The sequence below is a fragment of the Rahnella sp. 1L-D-7-B-C2 genome (assembly GCF_057290995.1).
On the sequence record NZ_JBXAVQ010000003.1, the window covers coordinates 44,981 to 71,185 of the forward strand.

At 53.7% G+C, this 26,205-nt stretch carries 25 protein-coding genes and 1 pseudogene; 10 read left to right on the top strand and 16 right to left on the bottom strand.

Going from position 1 to position 26,205, the window contains the following annotated elements:
• Window positions 1-13: 13 nt before the first annotated feature.
• From AC0Z7K_RS06425 to AC0Z7K_RS06440, 4 genes are read right to left on the bottom strand one after another with little or no spacing between them, the layout of a single operon-like run.
• Window positions 14-799 (bottom strand): ATP-binding cassette domain-containing protein, encoded by a 786-nt coding sequence (locus tag AC0Z7K_RS06425; protein WP_485613452.1) that lies wholly within the window; start codon window positions 797-799, stop codon window positions 14-16.
• Window positions 796-2,592, bottom strand: coding sequence for a dipeptide/oligopeptide/nickel ABC transporter permease/ATP-binding protein (locus AC0Z7K_RS06430; protein ID WP_485613453.1), 1,797 nt, complete (start codon window positions 2,590-2,592; stop codon window positions 796-798). The genes AC0Z7K_RS06425 and AC0Z7K_RS06430 overlap by 4 nt, the downstream gene beginning before the upstream one ends.
• Window positions 2,589-3,536, bottom strand: coding sequence for an ABC transporter permease (locus AC0Z7K_RS06435; RefSeq protein WP_485613454.1), 948 nt, complete (start codon window positions 3,534-3,536; stop codon window positions 2,589-2,591). The genes AC0Z7K_RS06430 and AC0Z7K_RS06435 overlap by 4 nt, the downstream gene beginning before the upstream one ends.
• 12 nt (window positions 3,537-3,548) lie before the next feature.
• The gene (locus AC0Z7K_RS06440) at window positions 3,549-5,123 is read right to left on the bottom strand and encodes an ABC transporter substrate-binding protein (RefSeq protein ID WP_485613455.1); all 1,575 of its coding nucleotides are present in this window, start codon (window positions 5,121-5,123) and stop codon (window positions 3,549-3,551) included.
• A 144-nt stretch (window positions 5,124-5,267) separates the two neighbouring features.
• Here AC0Z7K_RS06440 and AC0Z7K_RS06445 point away from each other — a divergent pair, with 144 nt between their 5' ends.
• Complete coding sequence (locus AC0Z7K_RS06445; RefSeq protein ID WP_485613457.1) at window positions 5,268-5,921, top strand: DUF1028 domain-containing protein; 654 nt, start codon at window positions 5,268-5,270, stop codon at window positions 5,919-5,921.
• Window positions 5,922-5,923: 2 nt separating this feature from the next.
• Here the strand turns inward: AC0Z7K_RS06445 and AC0Z7K_RS06450 are convergent, their stop codons facing one another.
• The 3 genes from AC0Z7K_RS06450 to frmR form a co-directional block, all read right to left on the bottom strand.
• Window positions 5,924-6,169, bottom strand: a complete 246-nt coding sequence (locus tag AC0Z7K_RS06450; RefSeq protein ID WP_485613459.1) for a DUF1272 domain-containing protein — start codon at window positions 6,167-6,169, stop codon at window positions 5,924-5,926.
• Window positions 6,170-6,295: 126 nt separating this feature from the next.
• A complete protein-coding gene (locus AC0Z7K_RS06455) occupies window positions 6,296-7,405 on the bottom strand; it encodes an S-(hydroxymethyl)glutathione dehydrogenase/class III alcohol dehydrogenase (RefSeq protein ID WP_485613460.1) in 1,110 nt (369 codons plus the stop codon).
• Window positions 7,406-7,467: 62 nt separating this feature from the next.
• Entirely contained in the window at window positions 7,468-7,743 is a 276-nt protein-coding gene (gene frmR, locus AC0Z7K_RS06460; protein WP_413531008.1) for a formaldehyde-responsive transcriptional repressor FrmR, read from the bottom strand.
• Window positions 7,744-8,104: 361 nt separating this feature from the next.
• Here frmR and ycgZ point away from each other — a divergent pair, with 361 nt between their 5' ends.
• From ycgZ to AC0Z7K_RS06480, 4 genes are all read left to right on the top strand, one after another.
• The gene (gene ycgZ / locus AC0Z7K_RS06465; RefSeq protein WP_485613461.1) at window positions 8,105-8,344 is read left to right on the top strand and encodes a regulatory protein YcgZ; all 240 of its coding nucleotides are present in this window, start codon (window positions 8,105-8,107) and stop codon (window positions 8,342-8,344) included.
• A 184-nt stretch (window positions 8,345-8,528) separates the two neighbouring features.
• On the top strand, window positions 8,529-8,822 hold the full coding sequence (locus AC0Z7K_RS06470) for a hypothetical protein (RefSeq protein ID WP_112167891.1): 294 nt from the start codon (window positions 8,529-8,531) through the stop codon (window positions 8,820-8,822).
• A complete protein-coding gene (locus AC0Z7K_RS06475; protein WP_485613462.1) occupies window positions 8,803-9,138 on the top strand; it encodes a biofilm/acid-resistance regulator YmgB/AriR in 336 nt (111 codons plus the stop codon). The genes AC0Z7K_RS06470 and AC0Z7K_RS06475 overlap by 20 nt, the downstream gene beginning before the upstream one ends.
• Window positions 9,139-9,249: 111 nt before the next feature.
• Complete coding sequence (locus AC0Z7K_RS06480) at window positions 9,250-9,504, top strand: biofilm development regulator YmgB/AriR family protein (RefSeq protein WP_485613463.1); 255 nt, start codon at window positions 9,250-9,252, stop codon at window positions 9,502-9,504.
• A gap of 89 nt (window positions 9,505-9,593) precedes the next feature.
• Here the strand turns inward: AC0Z7K_RS06480 and AC0Z7K_RS06485 are convergent, their stop codons facing one another.
• Complete coding sequence (locus tag AC0Z7K_RS06485) at window positions 9,594-10,835, bottom strand: diguanylate phosphodiesterase (RefSeq protein ID WP_485613465.1); 1,242 nt, start codon at window positions 10,833-10,835, stop codon at window positions 9,594-9,596.
• Between the two features lie 353 nt (window positions 10,836-11,188).
• Here AC0Z7K_RS06485 and AC0Z7K_RS06490 point away from each other — a divergent pair, with 353 nt between their 5' ends.
• Window positions 11,189-12,082: a LysR family transcriptional regulator gene (locus AC0Z7K_RS06490; protein ID WP_485613467.1), complete on the top strand. Its 894-nt coding sequence runs from the start codon at window positions 11,189-11,191 to the stop codon at window positions 12,080-12,082.
• Window positions 12,083-12,138: 56 nt separating this feature from the next.
• On the opposite strand, the gene AC0Z7K_RS06495 is transcribed toward AC0Z7K_RS06490, so the two are convergent.
• From AC0Z7K_RS06495 to AC0Z7K_RS06505, 3 genes and pseudogenes are all read right to left on the bottom strand, one after another.
• Complete coding sequence (locus AC0Z7K_RS06495; RefSeq protein WP_485613468.1) at window positions 12,139-13,128, bottom strand: aldo/keto reductase; 990 nt, start codon at window positions 13,126-13,128, stop codon at window positions 12,139-12,141.
• 81 nt (window positions 13,129-13,209) lie between these two features.
• Window positions 13,210-13,305, bottom strand: a pseudogene (locus tag AC0Z7K_RS06500) (aldo/keto reductase); the annotation flags it as partial.
• 191 nt (window positions 13,306-13,496) lie between these two features.
• On the bottom strand, window positions 13,497-14,705 hold the full coding sequence (locus tag AC0Z7K_RS06505; RefSeq protein ID WP_485613469.1) for a multidrug effflux MFS transporter: 1,209 nt from the start codon (window positions 14,703-14,705) through the stop codon (window positions 13,497-13,499).
• A 346-nt stretch (window positions 14,706-15,051) separates the two neighbouring features.
• Between AC0Z7K_RS06505 and AC0Z7K_RS06510 the strand changes: the two genes are divergently transcribed.
• The 3 genes from AC0Z7K_RS06510 to AC0Z7K_RS06520 all read left to right on the top strand — a co-directional run bounded on the left by AC0Z7K_RS06510 (window position 15,052) and on the right by AC0Z7K_RS06520 (window position 19,751).
• Complete coding sequence (locus tag AC0Z7K_RS06510; RefSeq protein ID WP_112167899.1) at window positions 15,052-15,387, top strand: helix-turn-helix domain-containing protein; 336 nt, start codon at window positions 15,052-15,054, stop codon at window positions 15,385-15,387.
• Between the two features lie 69 nt (window positions 15,388-15,456).
• The gene (locus AC0Z7K_RS06515; protein ID WP_485613471.1) at window positions 15,457-16,608 is read left to right on the top strand and encodes an efflux RND transporter periplasmic adaptor subunit; all 1,152 of its coding nucleotides are present in this window, start codon (window positions 15,457-15,459) and stop codon (window positions 16,606-16,608) included.
• Between the two features lie 17 nt (window positions 16,609-16,625).
• Window positions 16,626-19,751: an efflux RND transporter permease subunit gene (locus tag AC0Z7K_RS06520; RefSeq protein ID WP_485613473.1), complete on the top strand. Its 3,126-nt coding sequence runs from the start codon at window positions 16,626-16,628 to the stop codon at window positions 19,749-19,751.
• A 455-nt stretch (window positions 19,752-20,206) separates the two neighbouring features.
• Here AC0Z7K_RS06520 and AC0Z7K_RS06525 read toward each other — a convergent pair whose 3' ends face one another.
• Entirely contained in the window at window positions 20,207-20,416 is a 210-nt protein-coding gene (locus AC0Z7K_RS06525; RefSeq protein ID WP_413530996.1) for a DUF6434 domain-containing protein, read from the bottom strand.
• Between the two features lie 116 nt (window positions 20,417-20,532).
• Between AC0Z7K_RS06525 and AC0Z7K_RS06530 the strand changes: the two genes are divergently transcribed.
• The gene (locus AC0Z7K_RS06530; RefSeq protein WP_485613474.1) at window positions 20,533-21,285 is read left to right on the top strand and encodes a hypothetical protein; all 753 of its coding nucleotides are present in this window, start codon (window positions 20,533-20,535) and stop codon (window positions 21,283-21,285) included.
• Between the two features lie 43 nt (window positions 21,286-21,328).
• Here AC0Z7K_RS06530 and umuC read toward each other — a convergent pair whose 3' ends face one another.
• The 4 genes from umuC to AC0Z7K_RS06550 form a co-directional block, all read right to left on the bottom strand.
• On the bottom strand, window positions 21,329-22,594 hold the full coding sequence (gene umuC, locus AC0Z7K_RS06535; RefSeq protein ID WP_485613475.1) for a translesion error-prone DNA polymerase V subunit UmuC: 1,266 nt from the start codon (window positions 22,592-22,594) through the stop codon (window positions 21,329-21,331).
• Window positions 22,595-22,596: 2 nt separating this feature from the next.
• On the bottom strand, window positions 22,597-23,016 hold the full coding sequence (gene umuD, locus AC0Z7K_RS06540) for a translesion error-prone DNA polymerase V autoproteolytic subunit (protein WP_413530993.1): 420 nt from the start codon (window positions 23,014-23,016) through the stop codon (window positions 22,597-22,599).
• A 252-nt stretch (window positions 23,017-23,268) separates the two neighbouring features.
• Complete coding sequence (locus AC0Z7K_RS06545; RefSeq protein ID WP_485613476.1) at window positions 23,269-23,805, bottom strand: GDYXXLXY domain-containing protein; 537 nt, start codon at window positions 23,803-23,805, stop codon at window positions 23,269-23,271.
• Window positions 23,792-25,999, bottom strand: coding sequence for a DUF4401 domain-containing protein (locus AC0Z7K_RS06550; protein ID WP_485613478.1), 2,208 nt, complete (start codon window positions 25,997-25,999; stop codon window positions 23,792-23,794). Before AC0Z7K_RS06550 ends, AC0Z7K_RS06545 begins: the two co-directional genes overlap by 14 nt.
• Window positions 26,000-26,205: the final 206 nt, after the last annotated feature.

Consider the following 26,205-nt stretch of genomic DNA (forward strand, 5'->3'; position numbering starts at 1 on the left):
TTCCTTCATTTGTTCAAACCCCTGGCGCGCTGGCCAGCAGACGTTGCGTGTAGTCGTGCTGCGGCGCGTTGAACAGCATGTCATTATCGGCGCATTCTACCAAATCCCCGTGATACATCACCGCGACGCGATCGGCAATAGACTCTACCACCGCCAGGTCATGGCTGATGAACAGATAGGAAAGCCCGAAATCGCGTTTAAGCTGATCGAGGAGTAATAGCACCTGCGCCTGCACCGAGACATCCAGCGCGCTGACCGGTTCGTCGAGCACCAGAATACGTGCCTCGGCGGCCAGCGCGCGGGCAATCGCCAGCCGCTGCGCCTGCCCGCCGGAGAACTCATGCGGATAGCCGGTGAGTGCGTCGGCGGGCATTTGCACCGCGTCCATCAGTTCCAGCATCCGCGCTTTACGCCGCGCGGCAGGATAGTCGCACAGATATCGCAGCGGCACGTCGAGCGTAGCGGCAATGGTTTTACGCGGATTAAGCGACGCCACCGGATCCTGAAACACGTACTGAATCATCTTGCCGAACGCCTTATCGCCGCGCCGGACGTGCGCTGACATCTCTTCACCCATGAGTTTGATGGTGCCGGACGTCGGGCGCTCCAGTCCGACCAGCATCCGCGCCAGCGTACTTTTTCCTGAGCCGCTTTCGCCAACTACCGCCAGCGTTTCGCCCTCTGCCAGACAAAACGACATGTCTTTGACCGCCTCGACCTGATGCTGTTTCCCTGAGAACCAGCCGGAGGTGCTGCGGAAGGTTTTTACCAGTCCGCTGACTTCAATCACATTGCTCATCGTGCCTCCGGCTGTGTAATTTGCGTGGCGTACAGTTGGCTCACCTGTTTAAGGAAACCGCGTCCCTGACCGAGGTTCGGCACGCTGGCGATCAGTCTGCGGGTGTATTCATGTTGCGGATCGCGCAGCACTGCGGCGGTTTCTCCGCTTTCGACAATTTCGCCGTGGCGCATCACCGCCACGCGGTCACAGATCTGGGCGATTACACCAAAGTCATGGGTGATGAACAGCAGCGTCAGGCCGCGTTCACGACGCAGCTGTTGCAGCAGATCGAGAATGCGCGCCTGCACGGTGACGTCCAGTGCGGTGGTGGGTTCATCGGCAATGATGATGTCCGGATCATTGGCCAGCGCCATGGCAATCCCGACGCGCTGTCGTTGCCCGCCAGAAAGCTGATGCGGGAAGGCGTTGAAACGCGAAGCAGCATCCTTAATGCCAACGCTTGCCAGCAGCGCCAGCGCGTTCTCTTTCGCCACGTGGCCGGAAAGCGCCTGATGCGCCTGAATGGCTTCGATGACCTGCGCGCCAATGCTGAACTGCGGATGCAGGGTCGTGAGCGGATCCTGAAAAATGTAGGCCACACGGGCACCGCGCCGCTGTTGCAGCTGGTTTTGCGACAGCGACAGCATCTCTTCGCCGCCGACATAAATCGCGCCGCCGGTGATTTCTCCCGGCGGTGACGAAACCAGCCCCATCACCGAAAGCGCCGTAACGCTTTTCCCCGATCCGCTTTCGCCGATAAGCCCCAGACATTCGCCCTTGGCAACGTGAAAACTGACGCCTTTGACTGCCGCGACCGACTGATTGCCCGAGCGGAAATTCACCTGCAAATCCACCAATTCCAGCAGTGCATCATGGCCTTTTACGGCTGGCGGGACGCTGGCGCGGTTGACCGCCGTTATTGCACGGGCGCGCAGCAGAATGCCGGATTTCAGGCGCGGATCCAGCAGATCGCGGATGCCGTCGCCGAGCAGATTAAAACTCATCACCAGCAGGAAAATCATCAATCCCGGCACCACGGAGACGTGCGGCGCACTGAACATCTGCGCACGCCCCTGACCGAGCATCGAACCCAGATCGGCATTTGGCGGCTGCGTACCGAGTCCGAGGAACGACAGTCCGGCGGTTTCTAAAATCATCCAGCCGACGGTCGTCGACATAGTGACTACCACCACCGGCATGACGTTAGGCAGCACTTCGGTGAGCAAAATTTGCAGATGGTTTTTACCCGACAGCCGCGCGGCCTGAATAAAATCCCGCTGGCGCAGGCCGACGGTCAGCCCGCGAATATTACGGGCGAAGAACGGAATATTAACCACCGCAATGGCGTAAAGCGCGTTGAGCAGGCCAGGGCCGAGCACCGCGACGATCACCAGCGCCAGCAGAATATAAGGGAAGGCCATCAGCATATCGATGATCCGCATCAGCAGGCTGTCGGTTTTGCCTCCGGCGTATCCGGCGACGAGGCCGATCAGCGTGCCGAAAAACGCCGCCAGCAGCGTGGCGCAAATCCCCACCGCCAGCGACACGCGCGTCCCCCACAGCAGGCGGGAGAGCATATCGCGGCCCAGTGGATCGGTACCCAGCCAGTGGCCGGGAGAAAACGGCGGCAATAGTCGGTTGAGCAGATCGGTGGCGTCTGGATCGGGGACTGGCAGCAGCGGCGCGGCGAGGGCGGCAGCGAAAGCCAGAACCAGCAGCGTCAGGCCGAGCGTTGCCAGCCGGTTAGCCAGCAGCAGGGCCCACAGGGACTGACGGTGGCGCGGCGTAGGGGAAGCAATAGTCTGGCTCATGATTTTAACCTCGGATCGAGAAGCGCCTGCAGAATGTCCGCGCAAAGGTTGATTAACACGTAAGCCGCAGCGGCAACCAGCACGCCGCCCTGAACCAGCAGCAGGTCTCGGGTGGCCACGGCTTTCACCATCATCGCGCCCAGTCCCGGCCACTGGAAAACGGTCTCGATATACACTGCGCCGCCGAGGACAAAACCGGCCTGAATGCCGATGACGGGGATCACCGACACCAGCGCCATGCGAAAGGCGTGCTTATAAATCACTTTGCTTTCAGACAGACCTTTGGCGCGGGCGGTGCGGATAAAATCCTGTCGCAGCACTTCGAGCATCGCTGTTCGGGTCAGACGGGCGATCACACCAGTGGCGACAATCGCCAGCGTAATGGCGGGCAGGGTCAGATGGTGCAACAGGTCCAGCCAGTCGCCACCGCCCCACACCGCGTACATGCCTGACGCCGGGAACCATTGCAACTGGACGGCGAACAGCATGATCAGCAGCAGCCCTATCCAAAACGAAGGCATGGAAATCCCCAGCAATACCAGCAGCGTAATGATGCGATCGCCCCAGCCAAACTGTCTCACCGCCGAGAAAATTCCCGCCAGCAAACCCAGAACGGTGCTGAGCAACAGTGCGCAACCGCCGAGCAGCAGCGTCGCCCCGAAGCGCTCCATCACTTCATCAATCACCGGCCGGTTGAGCACGTAAGAGCGACCAAAGTCGCCGTGCAGAATATTCCCCGCCCAGATCAGATACTGCTGGTACAGCGGCTTGTTCAGCCCCAGATCCTGATTGATTCGCGCGACGTTTTCCGGCGTCGCCCAGGCACCGAGCAGCGCCTGAGCCGGATTTCCCGGGATCATCGCCATAATCAAAAAGACAATCAGCGACAACCCGATAAACACCGGAATAGTCGAGAGCAGCCTTTTAAGCACGTAACTCCCCATAAATATCTCCGATTACTTTTTGGTCACCCGGTTGAGCAACAGGTTGAAGTTAGGTTGCAGCGCGAAGTGCTGAATACGTGTTGAGGTCACAGCGTTCTGCTTCCAGTTAGCAACAAAAATCCACGGCGCGTCGTCGTGTACCTGCTGTTGTACCTGACGATAAAGCGCGGCGCGGGCGGCGGTATCTGTGGTCATGCGTGCTTTTTGCAGCAGAATATCGACTTGCGGATTACTGTAATACCCCGAGTTGAAACCGCCTTTTTTCGGCCATGCGTCGGTGCGCAGCGTCAGGAACGGCAAGGTATCCGGGTCGTTAGTCATCCACGCCATTTCGGCCATGTGGGTATGATTGTCGAGACCGGCATTGACCTTCGACAGATAGGTATTCCATTCATAGGTTTGGATCGAGACGTTCAGCCCCACGGCTTTCAGATCCGCCTGAATGGCGGTCGCCATCGGGATGGGATCCAGCATCCCGGATCCCCCTTCGGTGACGTAAAAAGTCAGCGTTGCCCCTTCGGCACCGGCGGCTTTCAGCAGCGCGCGGGCTTTGGCGGGGTCATACGGATAAGGCGTCACGTCTTTGTTGGCCGCCCAGTTAAAGGCGCGAGGGATCGGGCCGTCGGCGACGTCAGCCGAGCCTTGCAGGATATTGTCCGCCAGCGACTGTTTGTTGACGGCGTAGTTCACCGCCTGCCGCACACGCACGTCGTTGAACGGTGGCACCTGCGTATTGAGCATCACGTACCAGACGTGCGGGCCGGTGGTCTGATAGAGACGGAAGCGATTGCTTTTCTCCGCGAACAATTTGACCGTATCCGGTGGCACTTCGACCATCGCATCAATGCCGCCGGAAAGCATTTCCGCCACCCGCGTATTACCGTCGGTGATCGGTCTGAACACCACGTTTTTGACCGCCGGTTTACCGTCCCAGTAGCCGTCATTGGCAGTCACTACCACGCGCTGATTAGCTCTCCATTCGGCAAACGTGAATGCGCCGGTGCCGACGGGATGACGTCCAAAGTCTTTACCGTATTTCTTCACCGCAGCGGGCGAGACGATAAGCCCGGTCGGCGTGGCAAGGTTAGAGAGGAACGGCGAGAAGGGCTCTTTGAGGGTAAACACCAGCGTATTTTCATCCGGCGTTTCGATAGTTTTTATCGACGAGAAGAAGAACGACAGCGGGAACGGACCGGTGTTGTGCCACGGGTTTTTATCATCCAGCATGCGATCAAACGTGAATTTAGCCGCTTCGGCATTGAACGTCGTACCGTCCTGAAATTTTACCCCTTCACGCAGATGAAAACGGTACGTCAGGCCGTCAGGGCTGATTTCCCAACCGGTGGCGAGTGCCGGTTCGATATCCAGCTTCCCTTCGCCGTTGCGCACCAGTCCGTCGAAAATATTCACCAGAATACGTGAGTCGTTGGCCGCCGTGGCGACCTGCGGATCCAGCGATTGCGGCTCCGCCACCTGACCAATTAACAGCGCATCCGCCGGGGTTTTTGCCTGCACCGGCACCTGCCACAACAGCGCGCCAAGGCAAAGACAGAGCGGGATAAGACACTTTCGCAAAGCTGGCAGCATATCGACCTCGTCGCTAAGTAAAACCTGTGATGAACACCTCAGGGGAAGAATCAGGCGTTGTCCTGTCTATTATTTATGCGTATAAATAAACGTAATTGCAATAATTTATGCGCATAAATTTAACCAGACTGTCACGGAGTGCTTATGACCTTTTCAATTGTCGCGCGGGATCCCGTCTCCGGGGCGTTGGGCGTGGCGACCGCCACCGCAGGCCCTGCCGTCGGCGCGCTGGTGGTTCACGGTCACGCGGATACCGGTGCGATCGCCACGCAGGCGATGACCAATCCGCTGTATGGCGAACAAGGTCTGGCGCTGTTAAAGGAAGGATATGACGCTGCCGCAACGCTGAAAAAAATACTTAACAACGATGAGGATGCAGACAGAAGGCAGGTGTTGATTGTGGACAGTCAGGGCAAAACCGCGCAGTGGAGCGGCTGCGCGTGCGGTATTTGGGCGGGAAGCCTGAAAGGGCAGCAGTGTGTAGTCGGCGGAAACCTGCTGACCGGCGGTGAAACGCTGGAGGCGATGCTGAGAACGTACAAAGCGCTCGACTCTGTGCCTTTCACCGACCGCCTGCTGGCAGCGATGAACGCCGGTGCACAGGCCGGAGGCGACCGGCGCGGGCTGAAGTCCGCCGCGCTGAAAATCTGGCACGATCGCCAGTACGCCAGCGTCGATCTGCGCGCCGACTGGTCGGATGTACCGCTGCAAATGTTAGCAGACATCCTGCAACAGACCCGCGCGCCCGCCCACGCTGACTTCTTTGCCGCGCTGCCGAAAGGGCGGGTGGGCAAATAAGATTATTTCGCTGCGCATCCCGACGGATTATGTACCCGCGTCACAGACGGCGGATTATTGGCTAACTTCCCGACAGCACGGCGAGGGCGACTGACCAGCTCCCCGCCGCAGTTCGGGCAGATCCCTTCCAATTTACCTTCCGCGCACGCGGCGCAAAAGGTGCATTCGAACGAACAAATCTTTGCGTCCGTTGCGTCGGGCGGGAGGTCTTTATCACAACATTCACAGCCGGGTCTGAGTTCAAGCATGGCAGGTGTTCCTCTGTTAAAAAGAGTGATAACGGCGGTGCGGCTGACAAGAGGAGGGCGGAAAACGAAAATTCATCCCCCGCGCCTCACTCGTACAACCTGCTTTACGTTTTCAGGTAAATACGCTTAAAAATGGATAACCGTACGGATAGATTTCCCTTCATGCATCAGGTCGAAAGCGTCGTTAATCTTTTCCAGCTCCATGGTGTGCGTGACGAACGGCTCTAGCTCAATTTTACCCTTCATGGCATCTTCCACCATGCCCGGCAACTCGCTTCGACCCTTCACGCCACCGAACGCAGAACCTTTCCACTGACGCCCTGTGACAAGCTGGAAAGGGCGCGTGGAGATCTCTTTCCCTGCACCGGCGACGCCGATAATGACGGACTGCCCCCAGCCACGGTGTGAGCTCTCCAGTGCGGCACGCATAACATTCACGTTACCGATACATTCAAAGGAATGGTCGACACCCCATCCGGTCATTTCGATAATGACTTCCTGAATAGGCTTATCAAAATCATTCGGATTAAGACATTCTGTTGCGCCGAATTTTTTCGCCAGTTCGAACTTCGCCGGATTGGTATCAATGGCAATAATGCGACCCGCTTTGGCCTGACGCGCACCCTGAAGCGCTGCAAGGCCAATGCCGCCCAGCCCAAAGATGGCAACGGAATCACCTTCCTGAACTTTAGCGGTGTTGTGTACCGCGCCGATGCCGGTAGTCACGCCGCAGCCCAGCAAGCAAACGTGTTCATGGTTCGCTTCAGGATTGATTTTTGCCAGTGACACTTCAGCCACCACGGTGTATTCGCTAAAGGTTGAACAGCCCATATAGTGGAAGATTGGCTGGCCGTTATAGGAAAAACGCGTTGTTCCATCAGGCATAACACCTTTGCCCTGCGTGGCGCGAACGGCGACACACAGATTGGTTTTACCTGATTTACAGAACAGGCACTCCCCACATTCTGCGGTATAAAGCGGAATAACGTGATCGCCTGGCGCGACGCTGGTCACACCTTCGCCAACCTCTACCACTACGCCAGCACCTTCGTGGCCCAGCACGGCGGGGAATACACCTTCAGGATCCTCACCTGAAAGGGTGAAAGCATCGGTATGGCAAACACCGGTATGGGTAATCTTAACCAGTACTTCACCGGCGCGTGGTGGCTCGACGTCAATTTCGACAATTTCAAGCGGTTTGCCGGGGCCGAAGGCGACTGCTGCACGTGATTTCATGAACTTTCCTTTTGGTCAGGTATAGGGCGATTTGAGTTTTCAAATGGCCATAAATAGCGGGGTTAACGGAGATAAGTACGTATTAATGCAACGGCATCATCGATAGATGCGTCTCTCGATTCTTCTGTGGCATCTGCACTTTTCAGTTCTTCACGCAGATGACTTTCCAGCACACCAGCCATCAGGCCGTTAACGGCTCCGCGGATGGCAGAGATCTGCTGTAATACCGGGCTGCAGTCATCCCCACGTTCAAGCGCTAATTCAAGCGCTTCAAGCTGGCCGCGCACACGTTTGACGCGTGCTAAAACCTTTTTCTTTTCTGCGGGTGTGTGTGGCATTGATGGCAACTCCTCGTATAGTGGGAGGGAGTATATAATTATACTGTAGGGGAGTATAGTATAAGTTGGTCGCTTGTCAGATTATAGAAGATTTCCCCTCGCAGGGTGATCAAACTCAGTTCACGTTAAACATACATTCTTGCCTGTACAACTTTACTGTCCCCGAATTCCACCGGTGTAACAGTTTTTAGATTTAGCAATAAATACTTAAAATTCATAATCTTACTATTAGTTTCCCTGCGAATTAAAACATTGCTAGCTTTTTTTTTCTAAAATACCTGTACAACTTCTCATATCTTGTATAATTTTATGGTCACACACTAAATTATTATTCACACACGTATTAACATAAGGGTTAATCATGCGACAGAATAGACACAATGGATTGTCTTTGGACACATCCCCTTCAATGTACAGTCAGGTATTTTCTGAGGAAGAGACAATGGGGCGGGTTGTGGTCGAAATTCTGGAGGCAGGCAAGAATCTCAATCGCAAAGCCTTATGTTCTAAGCTGTTAAATCGTGTTGAAGCGGCTGGCAGTGAAGAAGAGGAACGGCATTATTTGAAGCTGATCCGTCTGGTGCTGGAGCGTGATTCGTAAGCAACAGTGAGTGAGTTATAGAGTTAAAGATTGGCTTGAAAGCATTTCAGTATGACATATTATGCGGGCTTGATTAATTCATAGCCTAACAACGTTTTACTGCTTTTGGCGTAAAATAATAACTCTGAACCTGAAGCTAATCTGCCGAAGACCTTTGGCCGGCGTATATTCAGAGGCTGCTAATATGTATAGAAGTACCGAAGAAAAATTGACGGATAAGCTGATTGGTGAGGCGGTTGTTTCCTTGCTCAAATCAAAGAATCCAATATCAACAGACAGACTCATTGCGCAATTACAGTTTATGGCTGTAAACGCGGATAACATTAATCGAAAAAGCGCCTGCGAACGGGTCATTAACGAGATCCGTCATAATCTGGCTGAAAAGCGTGCGCAGATCAGCTACGAAGTTCGGGACGTCGACAATGTACGACACTTTTTCAATGCTCAAGGGCCGTCCGATGACCAGAAAAAACACTGATTCCTCCCGCGCTGGCACGCCTCATTTCAGCGATGCGATGACATCAAACCAATCCCGGCCTATGACAGGCTCTGTAAGCGGTACAGAGATTTATAAGCACTTTGCTAAAGCGGGTGAGTTGTACTCCAGTGAAACCGAAGTACTGGGTGCAGCGATCCGCCTTATTCTGGCTGAGAAGGGAACGGTGACCAACAAGGCCATCATTTTACACCTTATCAATCAGCTGGAATGCACGTCAGATGTCGTGCAACTGGATGTTCTGCGCAATGCACTCGAAATGGTCGTGGGTATGACGCCGGATGATTCCGGTTTCTGAGTTCGACAGATTTTACCATTATCATCTTAAATAACACTGCGCTCGGGTTTCAGCACCTGAGCGCAACGTCTCATTAAACGTTAACCACAGCAGGTCGCGGAGGGTATTAAAATGCAAGACGTGTCTTATACTCATGTGAAATTGGCCGATTATATTCTGACAGAAGACCCTGAGCTTCTGATTGGAAATGAAACCGTCATCCGTATCTATAACAATTTGAAGAATCAGAAAGATAATGTGACCCACAAAGATATTATTCTTTGTCTGATTCAGAAAATTGAACAGGAAAGCGAATTGAGTAAGCAGGATGTTTACTTGGAAGCGTTGGAATATGTGGTTTACCGCACGTCGGATGATAATGATTAATACCGGCGGGGCAGAATTTTGAAATGAGCCCGATAAATAGGGTTATTAATCGGGCTTAGACTTTCTCTTGAAAAACCGTGCTCACACTGTCAGAGAGTTTGATCTCTTAACTGATATTCCTGCTTAACTTCCGGCCAGGCGACAACTGGCGCACCATTAAGCCTTGGCGTGGCAAACAGTTCGCCCTGGAAATTACAAATCCCCGCCGCATCGAGCCACATCCATTCTTCTGGTTTTTCCACACCCGTGGCAATAACCGAGACCTCCAGTGAAGAACAGAATCTGATGATCGCCTGTACCACCGCCTGTTTCGGCCCGCTGGTGTGTACATCACAAATGATATTGCGGTCAATCATGATCTTATCTGGCTGGCACTGCGTCAGCAGCAACAACCCGGCCGATCCAGCCCCGAAATCATCAATCGCCAGCCGCATTCCGGATGCTTTTAACTGCTTCATGGCTGCGGTAAATTTATCTTCACGCGTAATAACGCCGTTCTCGGTGATCGCCACCACAATCTGCTCCGGCACCAGGCCGTTAGCGGTGATTTCTTGCACCAAAAACTCGACCGCATCGGGTACCATCACCAGCGTCATCGGCAGAAGTTTGATGCACAGCGTTTTGTTACTGATACCCATCTTATTGGCGAGTGCAAAGGCCAGCTTTTTAGACTTGAGATCGGCTTCGTAAATGGTGGTGCGGGACAGCTGAGAAAAATAGCCCATCGGCGAACCGCCGTCCGGACCGCGCAGCGTGGCTTCGTAGGAGACAATTTCCTTGCTCAGTGGATCGACAATGGGCTGGAAAGCGAAGCTGTAATCCTGCATTTCAGGAAAGATAAATTCTACTTCAGGTTTGAGCGCTTCATCGGCGATGAAAGACCAGGAACCGGCCGGCAGAATTTCGAGATAGTTTTCTTTTTCGCGGGCCTGCACAAAGGTGCATAAAAATTGCAATGCCCGGTCATCATAGGTAAGGCGGTATTTTGACGTCCCTTTGTCGAGGACAGCCTGAAGCACCACATCTTCATGATGCTTGCGCAAATCAAACAGTTCCATGCCCACATTGCCGAACCGGCGGGACGGCGCGTAATCACGCATCAGTTCCACCACGTTATGATGACGACGATCTTGGCAGATGTTGCTGTAAAGGGCATCGACGGCTTCTTCGGGGCCTTCCAGCAGCTGGAAGAAATGCGTTCCGTCAAACAGCAGGATGCCGGTAATGCCGGATCTTTCGTTCTTAATGCTGGCTTGCGCAACCAGCCCTTCCAGAGAGGCTGACTGAACATGTTCGCTGACATGACTGCGATAAACGAGGGTTAAAAGCATTGAATCTTCCAGAGTGGAAACTTGTAATAACCCATACAATATCAGATATATTTTTTTTATGGAAAAGTCTTAATTGATCAGTTTTTCTTACGTATCTATGCCAGTCGTATCGCTATTTCAGCCCAATGGCCCCCGTTGAGGTACCATAGAACATTCGCAGATTAATGCCTTTGCGCGGTAACTTATGAGAAGATAAGGAAATTTTTCACCTAAACAGACATCATCAAAAATGACGCTTTTACATCGTTATGGCAGGACGTAGCTGACAGGCGAAAGTAGCGTGGCGTTTATCGTTACGGTCGAGGTTTTCTGGCTGGTTTAACCGGCAACGGATGGATGTAAGGAATTACGCAATGCTTAAAGAGAACTTCAACGAGTTGCAGATCTTTCTGGTGGTTGCCCGGGAGAGAAGTTTTACCAAGGCGGCGGGGAAGCTCGGCGTTTCACAGTCGGCGTTAAGCCACGCGGTCAAGGCGCTGGAAGAGCGCTTAAACATCCGTCTGCTTACCCGCACCACCCGCAGCGTGGCGCCAACACAAGCCGGGGAACGGATCATCGCCTGTCTTGAACCACGTCTGGCCGAGATTGAACATGAACTTCAAACCCTGCTCCAGCTCAACGGCACGCCTTCAGGCAATATCCGCATCTCAGCGGGCGAACATGCGGCGCAAAGCGTGCTGTGGCCCAGGCTGAAGCCTTTTCTACAGGAATATCCGGATATCAATGTTGAGATGGTGGTCGATAACGGCTTTGTCGATATCGTCGATGGTCGTTTCGATGCCGGGGTGCGTCTGGGCGAAAGCGTGGATAAGGATATGGTTGCGGTCAAAATGGGTGCGGATATGCGCATGGTTGTGGTGGGTTCGCCAGCTTATTTAGAGAAGAACGGCATCCCTCTGACGCCGCATGAGTTGCAAAATCACCGGTGCATCAATATGCGTTTACCGACCGCCGGAGGCTTGTATCACTGGGAGTTCGAGAAAGAGGGCAAACCGTTACGCGTGCGGGTAGAAGGGCAGCTGATTTTCAATCATTTGTCCGAGCGGATCGATGCGGTTAAGTGCGGATTTGGGCTTGCCTGCGTGCCGGAAGATCTGGTGGAAGAGGCGGTGACGTCGGGCGAACTGATTCAGGTCCTCGACGAATGGTCCCCGTCGTTTCCCGGCTATTACCTTTATTACCCGAGCCGGAAACAACATCCCCCGGCCTTTGCGCTGATGATTGATGCGCTGCGATATTCAGAGTAACTGACCCGCTAAAAAAGCCTGCGATATCTTTATGATATCGCAGGCCAAAACAGATTTTAACGGCCTACGCGCGCCTGCAATGATGCCGGATAGCGTTCGCCGGTGATTTTCACCGTGTCCAGCGCCTGCGTGATTTTCCTCAGATCTTCTGGTGAAAGAACCACGTCCGCAGCGCCCATATTTTCCTCCAGACGATGCAGTTTGGTGGTGCCAGGGATCGGCACGATCCACGGTTTTTGCGCCAGTAGCCAGGACAGGGCAATTTGCGCAGATGTCACGCCTTTCCCCGCCGCCAGTTCAGACAGCAAGACCACCAGCTTTTCATTGGCTTCGATCGCCTCAGCGGCAAAACGCGGCACCTGGCTGCGGAAATCGTCGGCGCCAAAGGTGGTGCCGGTTTTAATCGCGCCGGTCAAAAAGCCTTTACCCAGCGGGCTGAACGGCACAAAGCCGATCCCCAGTTCTTCGAGCACCGGCATGATCTCCTGCTCGGGCTCGCGCCACCACATTGAATATTCACTTTGCAGCGCTGCTACCGGCTGAACCGCATGTGCCCGGCGGATGGTTTGCGCACCGGCTTCCGAAAGACCAAAGTGTTTCACTTTCCCTTGTGCAATCAGATCTTTTACCGCGCCCGCAACCTCTTCGATCGGCACATCGGGATCGACACGGTGCTGATAGTAGAGATCGATAACATCTGTTTTCAGGCGACGCAGCGATCCTTCCACCGCTTTGCGAATATGCTCCGGGCGGCTGTTGAGGTTCTGCTGCTTGTTATCCTCGCCAAAGGTAAAACCGAACTTAGTGGCAATGACTACGCGGTCGCGGAAGGGTTTTAACGCTTCCCCGACCACTTCTTCGTTCAGATATGGGCCGTACACTTCAGCGGTGTCGAAAAAGGTCACGCCGCGTTCAACCGCTGCGCGGATGAGCTCAACCGCCTGACGGTGGTCCGTCGCCGGGCCGTAGCCGTGGCTCAGGCCCATACAACCTAAGCCGAGCGCCGAGACTTCCAGTCCGGATTTTCCAAGGTAACGTTTTTGCATGGGTAAGATCCTCATGGTTTAGTGGAATAAGTGATTACACGTCAAGTTTGCGGCCCGCCAGCCATTCAACTATTGCCGGGTCACGGTGCGTTCGCATTCCTCCGCATCGGTCATCTGGAAGACACCAAAACCCAGCAGAGGTATTTCAAAACCATCATTCAGTTTGATTGTTTGCATGTCGTTATCTTTGTATTTGGGTATGTGAAAAGCATAACGCAGAAGGATTTATCAGATTAGAGGCTGTAAACGGATAGGCTTTATTAGCAGGGTTCATTAATCGCAAAATGAACCCCGCGGAGGTGTGATTGCAGATTCTTTTCCTTCAGGAACTGACTGACCTGATCGGGCATTGCCACAGGCTTGCCTTTTTATTGCGCCTCCGGCACGCGGGTCGTCAGCGCAATTAACGCGCTGGCCACAGTAAAGACGGCGATGATCCAGGCCATGGTCCACGGCGTGCCGTCGCTCATCAGTGCGAGAAGTAATGACGAGATAATGCCGCTGCCGTATTGCAACGCGCCAACCAGCGCGGAGGCGGAACCGGCCACGTTGGGTGCCGCATCCAGCGCAGCGGCGGTCGAGGTAGCGGCAATCACGCCATTCATCGAGAAGAAGACAAAGACGCAGGCGAGGATCAGCAGCATGCCGCCGATGTTCAGTTTCGCGCCGAAGGCCAGCACCAGTGCGGCAAGGGCGGCGACTACAACGGCGCGTTTAAGCAGAACTTCCAGCGGATAACGATGCACCAGACGGCGATTGAGCATACTCACGCCCATCAGCCCGACGATATTCAGCGCAAACAGCCAACCGTAGTGCTGGGGATCGATGCCGAAGTAGGTGATATAGACAAAGGGTGAGCCGGTAATAAACGTGTAGGCCGCCACGTAATAAAAAGTCACGCAGAGCGTAAAACGCATAAAAGTTTTGTTTTTTAACAGTTGCAGGTAATTGCGGAAAGCGCCGGGCAATGAGGCTTTCACCCGTTTTTCTTCGGGCAGCGTTTCCGGTAACCAGTAAAGTGAAATAAACATAACGGTGCCGATGACTGCCAGAAGCCAGAAAATGGCGTGCCACGAAGTGAAGATAATCATTTGTCCGCCGATCAGCGGCCCGGCGATGGGCGCGATGGCCATCACCACCATCAGCGTGGACAGCATTTGTGCGGCGCGGGTGCGGCTAAACAGATCGCGGATCATCGCCCGCGCCAGCATCGGCCCGGTGCAGGCGCCGAGCGCCTGAAATACACGCCAGAACACGATCTGCGGAATGTCCGTTGAAAGCGCGCAACCGACGGAGCCGATGATAAACAGCGCCAGCCCGGCGAACAGCGGTTTGCGACGACCAAAATGATCGCTCAACGGCCCCCAGATTAGCTGGGCAATACAAAATCCCACCAAAAATCCGGTGATGGTCAGTTCCACATTGCCGTGCAGTGCTTTCGCCATCGCAGGCATGGCGGGCAGATAGATATCGGTAGAAAGCGAGGTGAAAGCCATTAACGCGCTGAGAATGAGAACAAAAGGCAGACCCGACGTTTTGACGGCGTTGGGCGACGTTCGCGCCTGAGAATCAGTCATTATTTTTCTTCTGAACATGAATACGTGAGCTTATGTTACTGGCGATCCCTACGCAGATAATGCCCTGAAAAAGGATAGGCTTTATGAGTGGGGCTCATTAATGAATTCAACTCATAGAGCTATTCGTAATTGATGATCTTATAACAGAGAAATATGAATGCTAATCTCGCCCTATAAGAGTCAGGACAGTCCTGTCGCTTTTACTCTTATCCACGCCTTATTACTGCTGCCAGTTCACTTTTCGTTGTACCGACCGCCGTTATTTCGATGGTCATTATATTGAAACTCACGTGTGATTCCGTTTCGTTTCGCGCACTGCATACTCCGGTTGTAAGAGGTATTTGTGATGCATAAAGAAATCATCAGGTCGTTAATTGGCTGGATTGAAGAAAATATCGACAAGCCGTTAAAAATTCGGGATGTCGCTGAAAAATCCGGCTATTCCAAATGGCATTTACAGAGGATGTTTCAGCAGGAAACAGGTCACACGCTGGGGAATTATATTCGTGACCGTAAGCTGGCGCTGGCCGCAGATGAGCTTCTTCATACTAAAAATCCGGTGGTCGATATTTCATATAAATACGGATATGACTCTCAGCAGTCCTTTTCGCGAACTTTTTCCCGGAAATACAGTTTACCGCCACAGGCCTACAGGAGAATGCATCAGTCACATCCGGCGTAATTTATGTGGTTTTTTTATCGGGTACTTTTTTTGCATTAATCATTACGTTGTTATCTGAGGTGGGAATTCATGAATCATTTAGGGCTTTTAAAGCCTTTGGCAGCCTTTTGCCTGTTATCAGGGAGTGGGGTATTAACGGGGTGTGATGAGAGCGGAAATACTGCCTCGGCACAGCAAAAATTAACCGACGTTAACGTGGTAAAACTCAGCACTACGCCGCTGAAGATGACCTCGGAATTACCGGGCAGAACGTCTGCGCTGCGTATTGCCGAGGTGCGTCCGCAAGTGTCAGGGATTATCCAAAAACGCTTATTCACTGAGGGCAGCGACGTGAATGCAGGGCAGGCGCTGTACCAGATCGACCCCGCGCCGTATCAGGCCGTTTTGGACAGCGCAGCGGGAAATCTGGCGCAGGCAGAGGCCAGCGCGCGTATCGCAGTGACGACGGTGAACCGTTACCGCACGCTGACCGGCACGCATTACATCAGCCAGCAGGATTTCGACCAGGCACAGGCCACTGCCCAACAAGCTCAGGCCGCAGTCGTGGCAGCCAAAGCAGCGGTGAAGTCAGCCCGTATTAATCTGCAATACACCACAGTCACGTCGCCGATTTCCGGGCGGATCGGGCGCTCTTCAGTGACAGAAGGGGCGCTGGTGCAAAATGCACAAACTCCTTCGCTGGCGACCGTGCAGCAGCTGGATCAGATGTATGTCGATGTAACCCAGTCGGGGGAGGAGTTCCTGCGCCTGCGTCAGGCGATGTCCGACGGCGAAATCAAACAAACCTCCGGAAAAGCCGAGGTGACGGTGAGGCTTTCTGACGGCAGCACTTACGCGCCAAAAGGATGGCTGGAATTCTCCGATGTCACCGTCGATGAAACCACGGGTTCTATTACGCTGCGCGCAGTGATCCCCAATCCTCAGCACCGTTTACTGCCCGGCATGTTTGTCCGTGCGCGGTTGGACGAGGGCGTTAATCCAGCCGCATTGCTGGTGCCGCAGGTGGCCGTCACCCGCAATCCGCGTGGTGATGCGACCGCGCTGGTGGTCGGAGCGGATAATAAGGTGGCGCTGAAAAATATCACCACCGGCAAGACGTTGGGTGACCAGTGGCAGGTGCTGTCCGGCCTGTCGGCGGGCGAGCGCGTGGTGGTATCAGGCGTACAGAAAATTAAGCCAGGAGAGGCCGTCGAGCCTCATGAGCAGCCAGCAAAGTCTTAATCAGGGAACGCTGAAATATGTCTAAATTCTTTATCGATCGCCCCATCTTTGCCTGGGTGATTGCCATCATTGTGATGCTCGCTGGCGCGATTTCCATCCTCAATCTGCCGGTGGAACAATATCCAAGCGTTGCGCCTCCGGCGGTGCAGATCCGCGCACAATATCCCGGCGCGGATGCGACGACTTTGCAGAACTCGGTAACGCAGGTCATTGAGCAAAATATGAATGGCCTGGACGGTCTGATGTATATGTCATCGACCAGCGACTCCTCGGGCACCTTGCAGCTCACGCTGTCGTTCAAAACCGGCACCGATGCAGATATCGCTCAGGTTCAGGTGCAGAATAAATTGCAGCTGGCCACGCCGCTGTTGCCTTCTGAAGTGCAGCAGCAGGGGATCACCGTCAGAAAATCGTCCAGCACCTTCATGATGGTGGTCGGTTTTGTGAACAGCAGCGGCACGATGACCCAGCAGGATATTTCGGATTACGTTGGCTCGAATATCAAAGATCCGATTAGCCGCATTGACGGCGTCGGCGATACGCAGATTTTCGGCTCGCAGTACGCCATGCGCATCTGGCTGGATCCGAACAAGCTGAACAATTTTCAGCTCACGCCGGTGGATGTCATCGCCGAGCTGAACACTCAGAATGCGCAGGTGGCCGCCGGGCAGATTGGTGGCGCACCGCCGGTGCCGGGGCAGCAGCTCAATGCTTCCCTGATTGCGCAAACCCGCCTGATTTCACCGGATGAGTTCGGCGATATTCTGCTGAAAGTGAACGCCGACGGTTCTCAGGTGCGGCTGCATGACGTCGCCCGTATTGAGCGCGGTGGTGAAGATTATCAGTTTGTGGTGAAAATCAACGGACAACCGGCGTCAGCATTGGGGATCCAACTGGCAACCGGTGCTAACGCGCTTGATACCGCTGCGGCTGTGCGCACCGAGCTGGAACAGCTGCGCCCGTTCTTCCCGGACGGCCTGCAGGTGGTGTATCCGTACGACACGACGCCGTTTATCAAAATCTCGATTAATGAGGTGGTGAAAACGCTGTTCGAAGCCATTGTGCTGGTGTTTCTGGTGATGTTCCTGTTCCTGCAAAACTTCCGTGCAACGCTGATCCCGACGATCGCCGTACCGGTAGTACTGCTGGGCACCTTCGGCATTCTGGCAGCCTGTGGTTTTACCATCAACACCCTGACCATGTTTGGCATGGTGCTGGCCATCGGCCTGCTGGTTGATGACGCCATTGTGGTGGTGGAGAACGTCGAGCGCGTCATGGCCGAGGAGGGGTTGTCGCCAAAAGCGGCGACGCGTAAATCGATGGAGCAGATCCAGGGCGCGCTGGTCGGCATTGCGCTGGTGCTCTCGGCGGTGTTTGTGCCAATGGCATTCTTCGGTGGCACCACCGGCGTTATCTACCGTCAGTTCTCCATCACTATCGTGTCAGCAATGGCGCTGTCGGTGTTTGTTGCACTGATCCTCACGCCTGCGCTGTGCGTCACGTTGCTCAAACCTGTGGCAAAAGGCGAACACGGCAAAACCACTGGATTCTTTGGCTGGTTCAACCGCAAGTTTGACCAGAGTACACAGCATTACACGTCTTCGGTGGCGCGGATTTTACAAAGCTCCGGACGCTATATCGTGATTTATCTGCTGATCGTCGCGGGCATGGTGGTGATGTTTGTTCATCTGCCGACGTCTTTTCTGCCGGAAGAAGATCAGGGCGTACTGGCAACTCAGGCCATTTTACCGGCGGGCGCGACGCAGGAACGGACGCAGAAAGTGCTTGATACCATTACCGATCACTATCTGCAGGACGAAAAAAGCAACGTGGCTAACGTTCTGACGGTCAACGGCTACGGATTTGCCGGACGCGGGCAAAATGTCGGCATTGCCTTTGTCGGCCTGAAAGACTGGAGCGAGCGGCCAGGGGATGACAATAAAGTCACCGCGATTGTGCAGCGTGCCAATGCGACGTTTTCAAAAATCATCGACGGCACCGTCGTGGCCTTTAATCTGCCGCCGATTATCGCGCTCGGTAACGCCACCGGTTTTGATTTTGAGCTGATCGACCGGGCTAATCTGGGGCACGAGAAACTGCTGGAAGCGCGCAATCAGCTGCTGGCGCTGGCGGCGCAGCATCCTGACGTGCTGATGGCGGTGCGTGCGAACGGCATGGAAGATACGCCACAGTACAAAGTGACCATCGATCAGGAAAAAGCCAAAGCGCTGGGGCTGTCGCTGGCGGATATCAACACCACGCTGTCCGCCGCGTGGGGCGGCAGTTATGTTAACGACTTCGTCGATAATGGCCGCGTCAAGAAAGTCTATGTGATGAGCGATGCGCAGTACCGCATGATGCCGGACGATCTCAAGGACTGGTTCGTGCGTGCTACTAACGGCAAAATGGTACCGTTCGCCAGCTTCTCCACCGCAAAATGGATTTACGGTTCACCGCGTCTGGAGCGCTATAACGGCCTGTCTTCTCTGGAAATCCTGGGGCAACCTGCACCGGGGAAAAGTTCGGGCGAAGCGATGGCGCTGATGGAAGAACTGGCGGCGCAACTGCCAGCGGGTATCAGCCATGACTGGACAGGAATGTCCTATCAGGAACGCATGAGCGGTGAACAGGCACCGGCGCTGTATGCCATTTCGCTGGTAGTGGTTTTCCTCTGTCTGGCGGCATTGTATGAGAGCTGGTCGATCCCGTTTTCGGTCATGCTGGTGGTGCCGCTGGGCGTGGTCGGTGCGTTACTGGCGACCAGCCTGCGCGGGCTGAATAACGACGTGTACTTCGTGGTCGGGCTGCTGACCACGATCGGGCTGGCGGCCAAAAACGCCATCCTGATCGTCGAGTTCGCCAACGATCTGATGCTTAAAGAAGGCAAGCCGCTGATTGAAGCGACGCTGGAGGCGGTGCGGATGCGTTTGCGCCCGATCCTGATGACCTCACTGGCGTTTATTCTCGGGGTTCTGCCGCTGGCTATCAGCAACGGTGCGGGTTCCGGCGCACAGAATGCCGTCGGTACCGGCGTGATGGGCGGGATGATTTCTGCCACGCTGCTGGCGATCTTCTTCGTGCCAGTGTTTTTCGTGGTAGTGCGTCGTCGTTTCAGTAAAACCGCAAACACGGGCGAAGAGTAAAAATTAGCGCGGCTACCGGTTAAGTCACCGTCGTTGATCACTTAATCCATCGGGGGCGGAGGAAGGTATTTCCTCCGCTTTATCATTGTGTAAGCTTCTACCTGAGTAAGAACTGAATGAGTGATCCTAAAATATACAGGCCGAATGCGATTTGTATCAGAGTGAATGCCCGCCGGACATAGCGCCATTCATGGCGTTCTCTGGCATTTGCCTGCGAAATAGCGCCACCGGGATCCTGCCTTTTTCTTCTTCTCCATCTCAGGTTTTCCCGAACCCCAATAATAATAATCAGTACAACCAATATTTTGAGAAGTACCAGGCTATCTATATTGAAATGTGTTTCCCAACTCCAGCTGGTATTGTGCATTCCTTGTTACCCTTCACCTTTTTGTTATAGAACATTATGGGTTATAACAACTAATCGGCTTTATATCCATGCATTAAACGGGGTTAATTTAAGGCGCCTGCCGGCGCGTCCATTCATCTGCCACGTCACCCAGATTTTTAGGCTGGTCATTGCGTATCCATGCCATAAAATCCCGATCAAATTTAAACTGTGCACCGCATTGCTCAAGCATGAAGCGCCGGACATTTTGGGTGTTTTTATAGTGCTTATCTACGGGGGTGGCGCGGGTTAATGTCTCGCTGTGCCAGTCAAATGCCATCTGTTTCTCCGGCGGAAAATGGTATGGTGAATAATAACGCAAAGCATGGGTATTTGGGGGAATGACATGACGAGTATCGGGATAATCAGACACACTCTGTGCAGGCATTGGGTAACATGTTAAAAAAAATTATTCTCTCAGTCAGTCTCTGTGGAATTTTATCGGGTTCAGCCGCAGCCGCTTCGGACAGTTGGTATGTCCTCGAGAATTACGAAGGAACGATCGGGAAATCTCCGGTTCATGTCTCTCTTCAGCGTTATTCCTTTGGCGGGGAGACAAATATCAAAGGAAGTTACTATTACGATAAATATCGTTCTCCCATTCCGCTCTATGGAAAAATAACGTCTGATGCCATCGTGCTTTGTGAGGTAGCTAATGATCAGGAATATGATGATTATCTGACCGAAGGTAAAAAATATGACCTCAGTACCTGCCCGTTAAAACTTAAAAAGGGTGGGGATGCTCTTCATGGTACCTGGCAGAACACCAAACGTACGCTGGATGTCGTCCTGAATATGACGGCTTCCATGGATAAAACCACAATCTCGGGCAACCCTGCGAAAACGATTGAAATTCCATTTTGGGGGCAAACGGCGTCTCATAGCTTTATTGGCGTTTATGAAATGAAAGATGATGGCCTTTCAGTGAATAAAGTGAAGGCTCTCAACAAGTCTTCAGGAAAAGTGGATCAGATCATCGATCCTCAATTGCATCAATGTGATTTTGGATTTTACATGACGGCTATTTACCAAAACATCGAGAGCCTGAGTAATTCCTCACAAATAGCATTGAATTGCTACAGCAAAACCGATTTCAGTGTCATTTACGGCCTTAATCAAGATAAGCAGACTTATTCTTTCGTCGATTAGCCCCTGAATCTCAGGGGGATCGTACATACAGCGACGGTTCCCCTTACACCTTCACCTGCAATAATTCATCCACCCGCGTGGTATACGCCGGCGACAACATTTCCCGTTTCATTGACCAGCCGCGCTGGATGCCTTGCCCGGCGAACCACACTTTGCCCATCCCTTTTTTGTGGATCTCATCCAGCGTCGCCATCAGCTGCTCGCTGTTCTTTTTCGGCTGGTACTCATCGAAGAGATTCAGCTGCGCCACGCCCTGACTGAAAAAATCGCCCAGCATCACGCCGCCTTTCTGATAGCGATAGCCCGGTTTCCAGATTTGATCGAGGCAACGCACGGCGGCGTTGAGAATGTCGCGGCTGTCCTGCGTCGGTGTGAGGAGTTTGAGCCCGGCGTAGTTGCTGTAGTAGGGAACTTTTGGGTCGTGCGGGCTGGTTTTAACGAACGCCGAGACGAAGCGGCAGTACTGATGCTCGCCGCGCAGCTTCTCGGCGGCGCGCACGGCGTAGTTGCAGATGGCTTCGCGCATATCCTGATACTCGGTGATACGTTCGCCAAAAGACCGTGAACAGATGATTTGCTGTTTGGTCGGCACCGATTCTTCCAGCGCCAGGCAAGATTCCCCGCGCAGTTCGCGCACCGTGCGCTCCAGCACCACGCTAAAATGTTTGCGGATCAGCGCAGAAGGGCTGTCGGCCAGCTGTAATGCCGTCTCGATCCCCATCATGTTGAGTTGTTTAGTCAGACGCCGCCCGACGCCCCACACTTCATCCACCGGCAGCAGGTTCATCAGCTTTCTCTGACGCACGGTCTGGGATAAATCCACCACGCCGCCGGTATCCTTCCACTTTTTCGCCGCGAAGTTCGCCAGTTTGGCCAGCGTTTTGGTCGGTGCGATCCCGACGCCGACCGCCAGATGCGTCTCTTTCCAAATTTTCTTCTGCACCTGCTTGCCAAAATCATGCAGTGAGATGCAGTTTTCAATGTTGGTGAGATCTAAAAATGCCTCGTCAATCGAGTAGACATCGACGGCGGGCGCCAGTTGTTCCAGCGTCTCCATCACGCGGTTGGACATATCGGCGTACAGCGCATAGTTCGAGGAGAACACCACCACGTTATGCTGGCGGATCGCTTCACGCATTTTGAAAAACGGTGCGCCCATGGCGATGTTGGCCTTTTTCGCTTCAGCGTTACGGGCGATCACGCAGCCGTCGTTATTACTCAGCACAATCACCGGCCGTCCCTGCAAATCCGGCCTGAACACGGTCTCGCACGAGGCGTAGAAGGAGTTGACGTCAACGAGGGCAAACATAATCAGCGTGCGGCGTAGATGATGAACGTGACGACGCCGAAAATCTCCAGTGACTCTTCGTCATTGAAGGTGATCGGCGAATAATGTGGGTTCATCGGCACCAGCTGAACCGACGGGCGGGTGCGCAACTTCTTCACCGTGAACTCGCCGTCGACGGCTGCCACCACGATGTCGTCGTGAACGGCGGTCAGCGAGCTGTCGATGACCAGCAGATCGCCTTCGCTGATGTTGGCATCGGTCATTGAATGGCCGGAGACCCGGACAAAGTACGTCGCGCTAGGGTGCGCAATCAGCAGTTTATTGAGATCAAGGCGCGACTCTACGTAATCCTGAGCGGGCGACGGAAAGCCGCACGGCACGCGATCGAGGAACAGCGGCAGGTCGATTTTTTGCTGATGCTCAGCGGGTGTGTACAAAATCATAGGAAATTCTCGCGATACTGGTTTTATATACAGTATTCACGTAAGCGGGATACCGATCAAGCCTGACAGCAGAAGAAAATCCTATCAGGCTGATGGGGGAGGGAATTTAGTGTGGGAGGAGGTAAAAGCGGCACGTTAACTCAATTCTAATTCGAAAATAAAAAGTGCAGTGCTCAGTGGTGCTCCTGTGCCCGACGCGGTTCATCGGGCATTTTTATGCTGGAATGTGCAAAACCTTGGCGGAGTACTGCATTAAGGCTCAATCACCTCACCGTCCTCATCCAGCATGGCGGTCAGCAATGCCGTACCGTCTTTACCTACCCGAAATGCCCCGTAGCGCGCATGAGCGAAACGTTCGGCGTGGCCCTCCTGAAAGAAATAAGCGTTGGTTCCTACCGTCAGCGAACCGGAATTCATATGGTATTTCACCCGTAACTGATTCGCTTTCAGGGGGTCACCTTGATCAAACCGTGCCTGAGTGACCTGCCGCTGAGTATCGAGATCCACAATGATGTTCCCGCTGAGGGGTAAACAAGGCGTGGAGGGGACGGAGATGCAAACCTGACGTTGCTGATATAACTCCAGCTGTAAAGGTCGGGTAATGGCATAGTTGAGAGCCATATAATCGCCCTGCATGAGAGAGCGCGGATCAACCGGCGCAAGTTGTAAGATCATCACCTCGCCCTGTTTCAGTAGCCGTTCTTTCTGCCAGATACCGGCATTGACTGCCACCAGCGCCAGCAATATCACACCCCCGGCCAGCCATTTCCTCAGATTACTGGTTTTCATAGGCACCTCCGGTGCGTGCAGGTAAAACCTTTTTGACCACCCATGTCAGCATCAGCAGTACCACACCGCTAACCAGCAGCAGCAGAGATTTTTGCAACAGAGTGACATCCAGGAAGTAGTACCAACCGGAAACATACAGCATGATGAAACAGCCACTGACCAGTAGAATATCCTGACTCCCCTGATATCGTGCCATCAGTAACAGCCACAGACCGAGGCCTATACCGGGAGCATAGACGGCGGCGGCGCCACAAAGGATTGCAGCCGGTAAAGTGATCAGCGATAAAGGGGTCTTTTCAACCAGCCGCTGGTACAGCGTATTGAGTAATAAACCTCCCGCGATCCCGCCCCCTAAACCGAATTGAATAGTGGTAAACCGCGGCATATCCCAGAAAAAATCAGAGATAAACCCGCCATTTATTGCCAGAAGGCACAGTACTATCAGGCCCGCAGGAATGCCATGAAGAAGCGGAGGAACGGCTTGTGCAAAATGGCCCGCCTGAAGATTCAGCTGATTCCTGACGATCCATAACCAAAATATGATGACACAAGCGACCAGCGCCGAAATTACCCAAAGACCGGCAGCCGGGAGTAAGTACAAACTGGTCAGAGAATGCCCCGACAGAACCAGCAATAGCGTTATGACAGTGATAGCCATAAACCGGTAAGACCGGTCGGGCATGGCGATTGCCATCACGGCCAGGACCGGCAGCGCGCACAGAGAACTCACCAGAATAAAGGTTTCTCCGTCGGGTTCGACGAGCAGAAAGACACCGAAACAAAGCCCGCACGTCGCCGCAATTGCCCATGCCAGTCCGATATGATGTTTTCCCTCTCCTCGGGTGCGTAACAGGCCGCCCGCGATGGCGGCAAGGATCAGCGAAGGGAGAATGACGGTGGCGGCATTAGGGTCGTTGAGCAAGTCAGCCATATAGAGAACCAGCGCCAGCAGCAACAGAAAGAGCATGGCTGCGACCCATCCACCGATGCTCAGCGCAAGCCTCAGATACCAGGGGAGATGGGAAGAGTGATCCTGCTGCTGAATTTCCTGAATCTGCGTTTGATTCAGCAAACCATGCTGACGCAGTTTTTCTGTCAACATGGTTAATTCTGCCGGTGCTACGTCGACGGGGGCGCGTTCGTACAGCCTGCGTCGCCAGTGCAGGAGTAACACACCGTTACCAGCCACCCACACTGCCATCAGGCAACCGATCAGAAACAGATCCCCCACATCGTAAGAGTTATCAAATAACTGCATGATCAGAACGCAGCCCGTGGCCGTCAGGCTGGCAGTCCCCAGAGTCAGCATGCAAAGATCCGGATGGCGATAACGGTAAAGGTAATAGCCCGTCAGCAAGGTGATTAACCAGAAGCCGGTAATCAACGTAAAGTGGATATCCCGACCCCAGTCGTACAGCCTTCCGGCGACGATGGAGGTCAGCAGCAGTAACAAAAACCCCGCCATAACCCGGGAGAACCAGCGGCTCGCCAGCCAGCTTTCGGGATGATGTTTTATCGCCTGCAAGGCCAGCGCCTCGCGCAGAATCAGGCACAGTGCCAGCACGGCCAGATAACCGTAAAGTGCCGCAGTGGGAAGATAGATCAGGCTGTCAAACGATAGGGCATCCTCCAGGGACAGCGACAGAGTGGTGTAATAGAGCTGGAACGCCAGATTAGCGACCAGCCAGCTGCAAAACCATAAACTGTTTTGCCGCGCAATCAGCGCCAGGGGCAGGAGAACGCATAGCCAGGCTCTGAACAACTCCCAGCTGTCAGCACCGGTCTGATACACCTGCCCATACAACGCAAACAAGGCGCCGAAGCTCAGCCCCGCCGCAAGCAAAGCGCTGCGCGCCGCGCGGTGATACCAGCGCCACCAGACAACGGCAGCCAGCGCGACGATCAGCAACTCCATCAGTGCGAATTTAGTTATCTTCGGCATGTGGGCCCAGTTCCACGCGACAAAAAACAGAGCACCGGCAACCAGTGACAATAAACCCAGACAAAAGAGCACCGGGATCAGGAAAGTACGCCACTGGGCATATCCTGGCCGCACACCGCAAAAAACGTAAATACGCTGACAGGCATCAGGGGTGAGATTCCCTCCTTGCACTAAGCGCTCGGTCTGACGGCAAAGATACTTTGCCGTTCGTGAAGGCATCCAGCTTATGCCATCTGGAGCGATGTCAATCATGATTCCCTGCCTTGAGTCGCGGTTGCATTAAAGAGAACCTTCTTTCGAAGGCATTAGTCTTGTTTGCCAGCGTATGTTTTATAACATCTTGTTATCATTGTAGCGTTCAAATTTCTGTTTTCCTGAACTTAGGTGGTTTTCAGGGGGCGTTGAAATCGCTGCTTTTATTTCGCCCTCGGGAAGTTACAGTGTATCTTTTAGTCCAT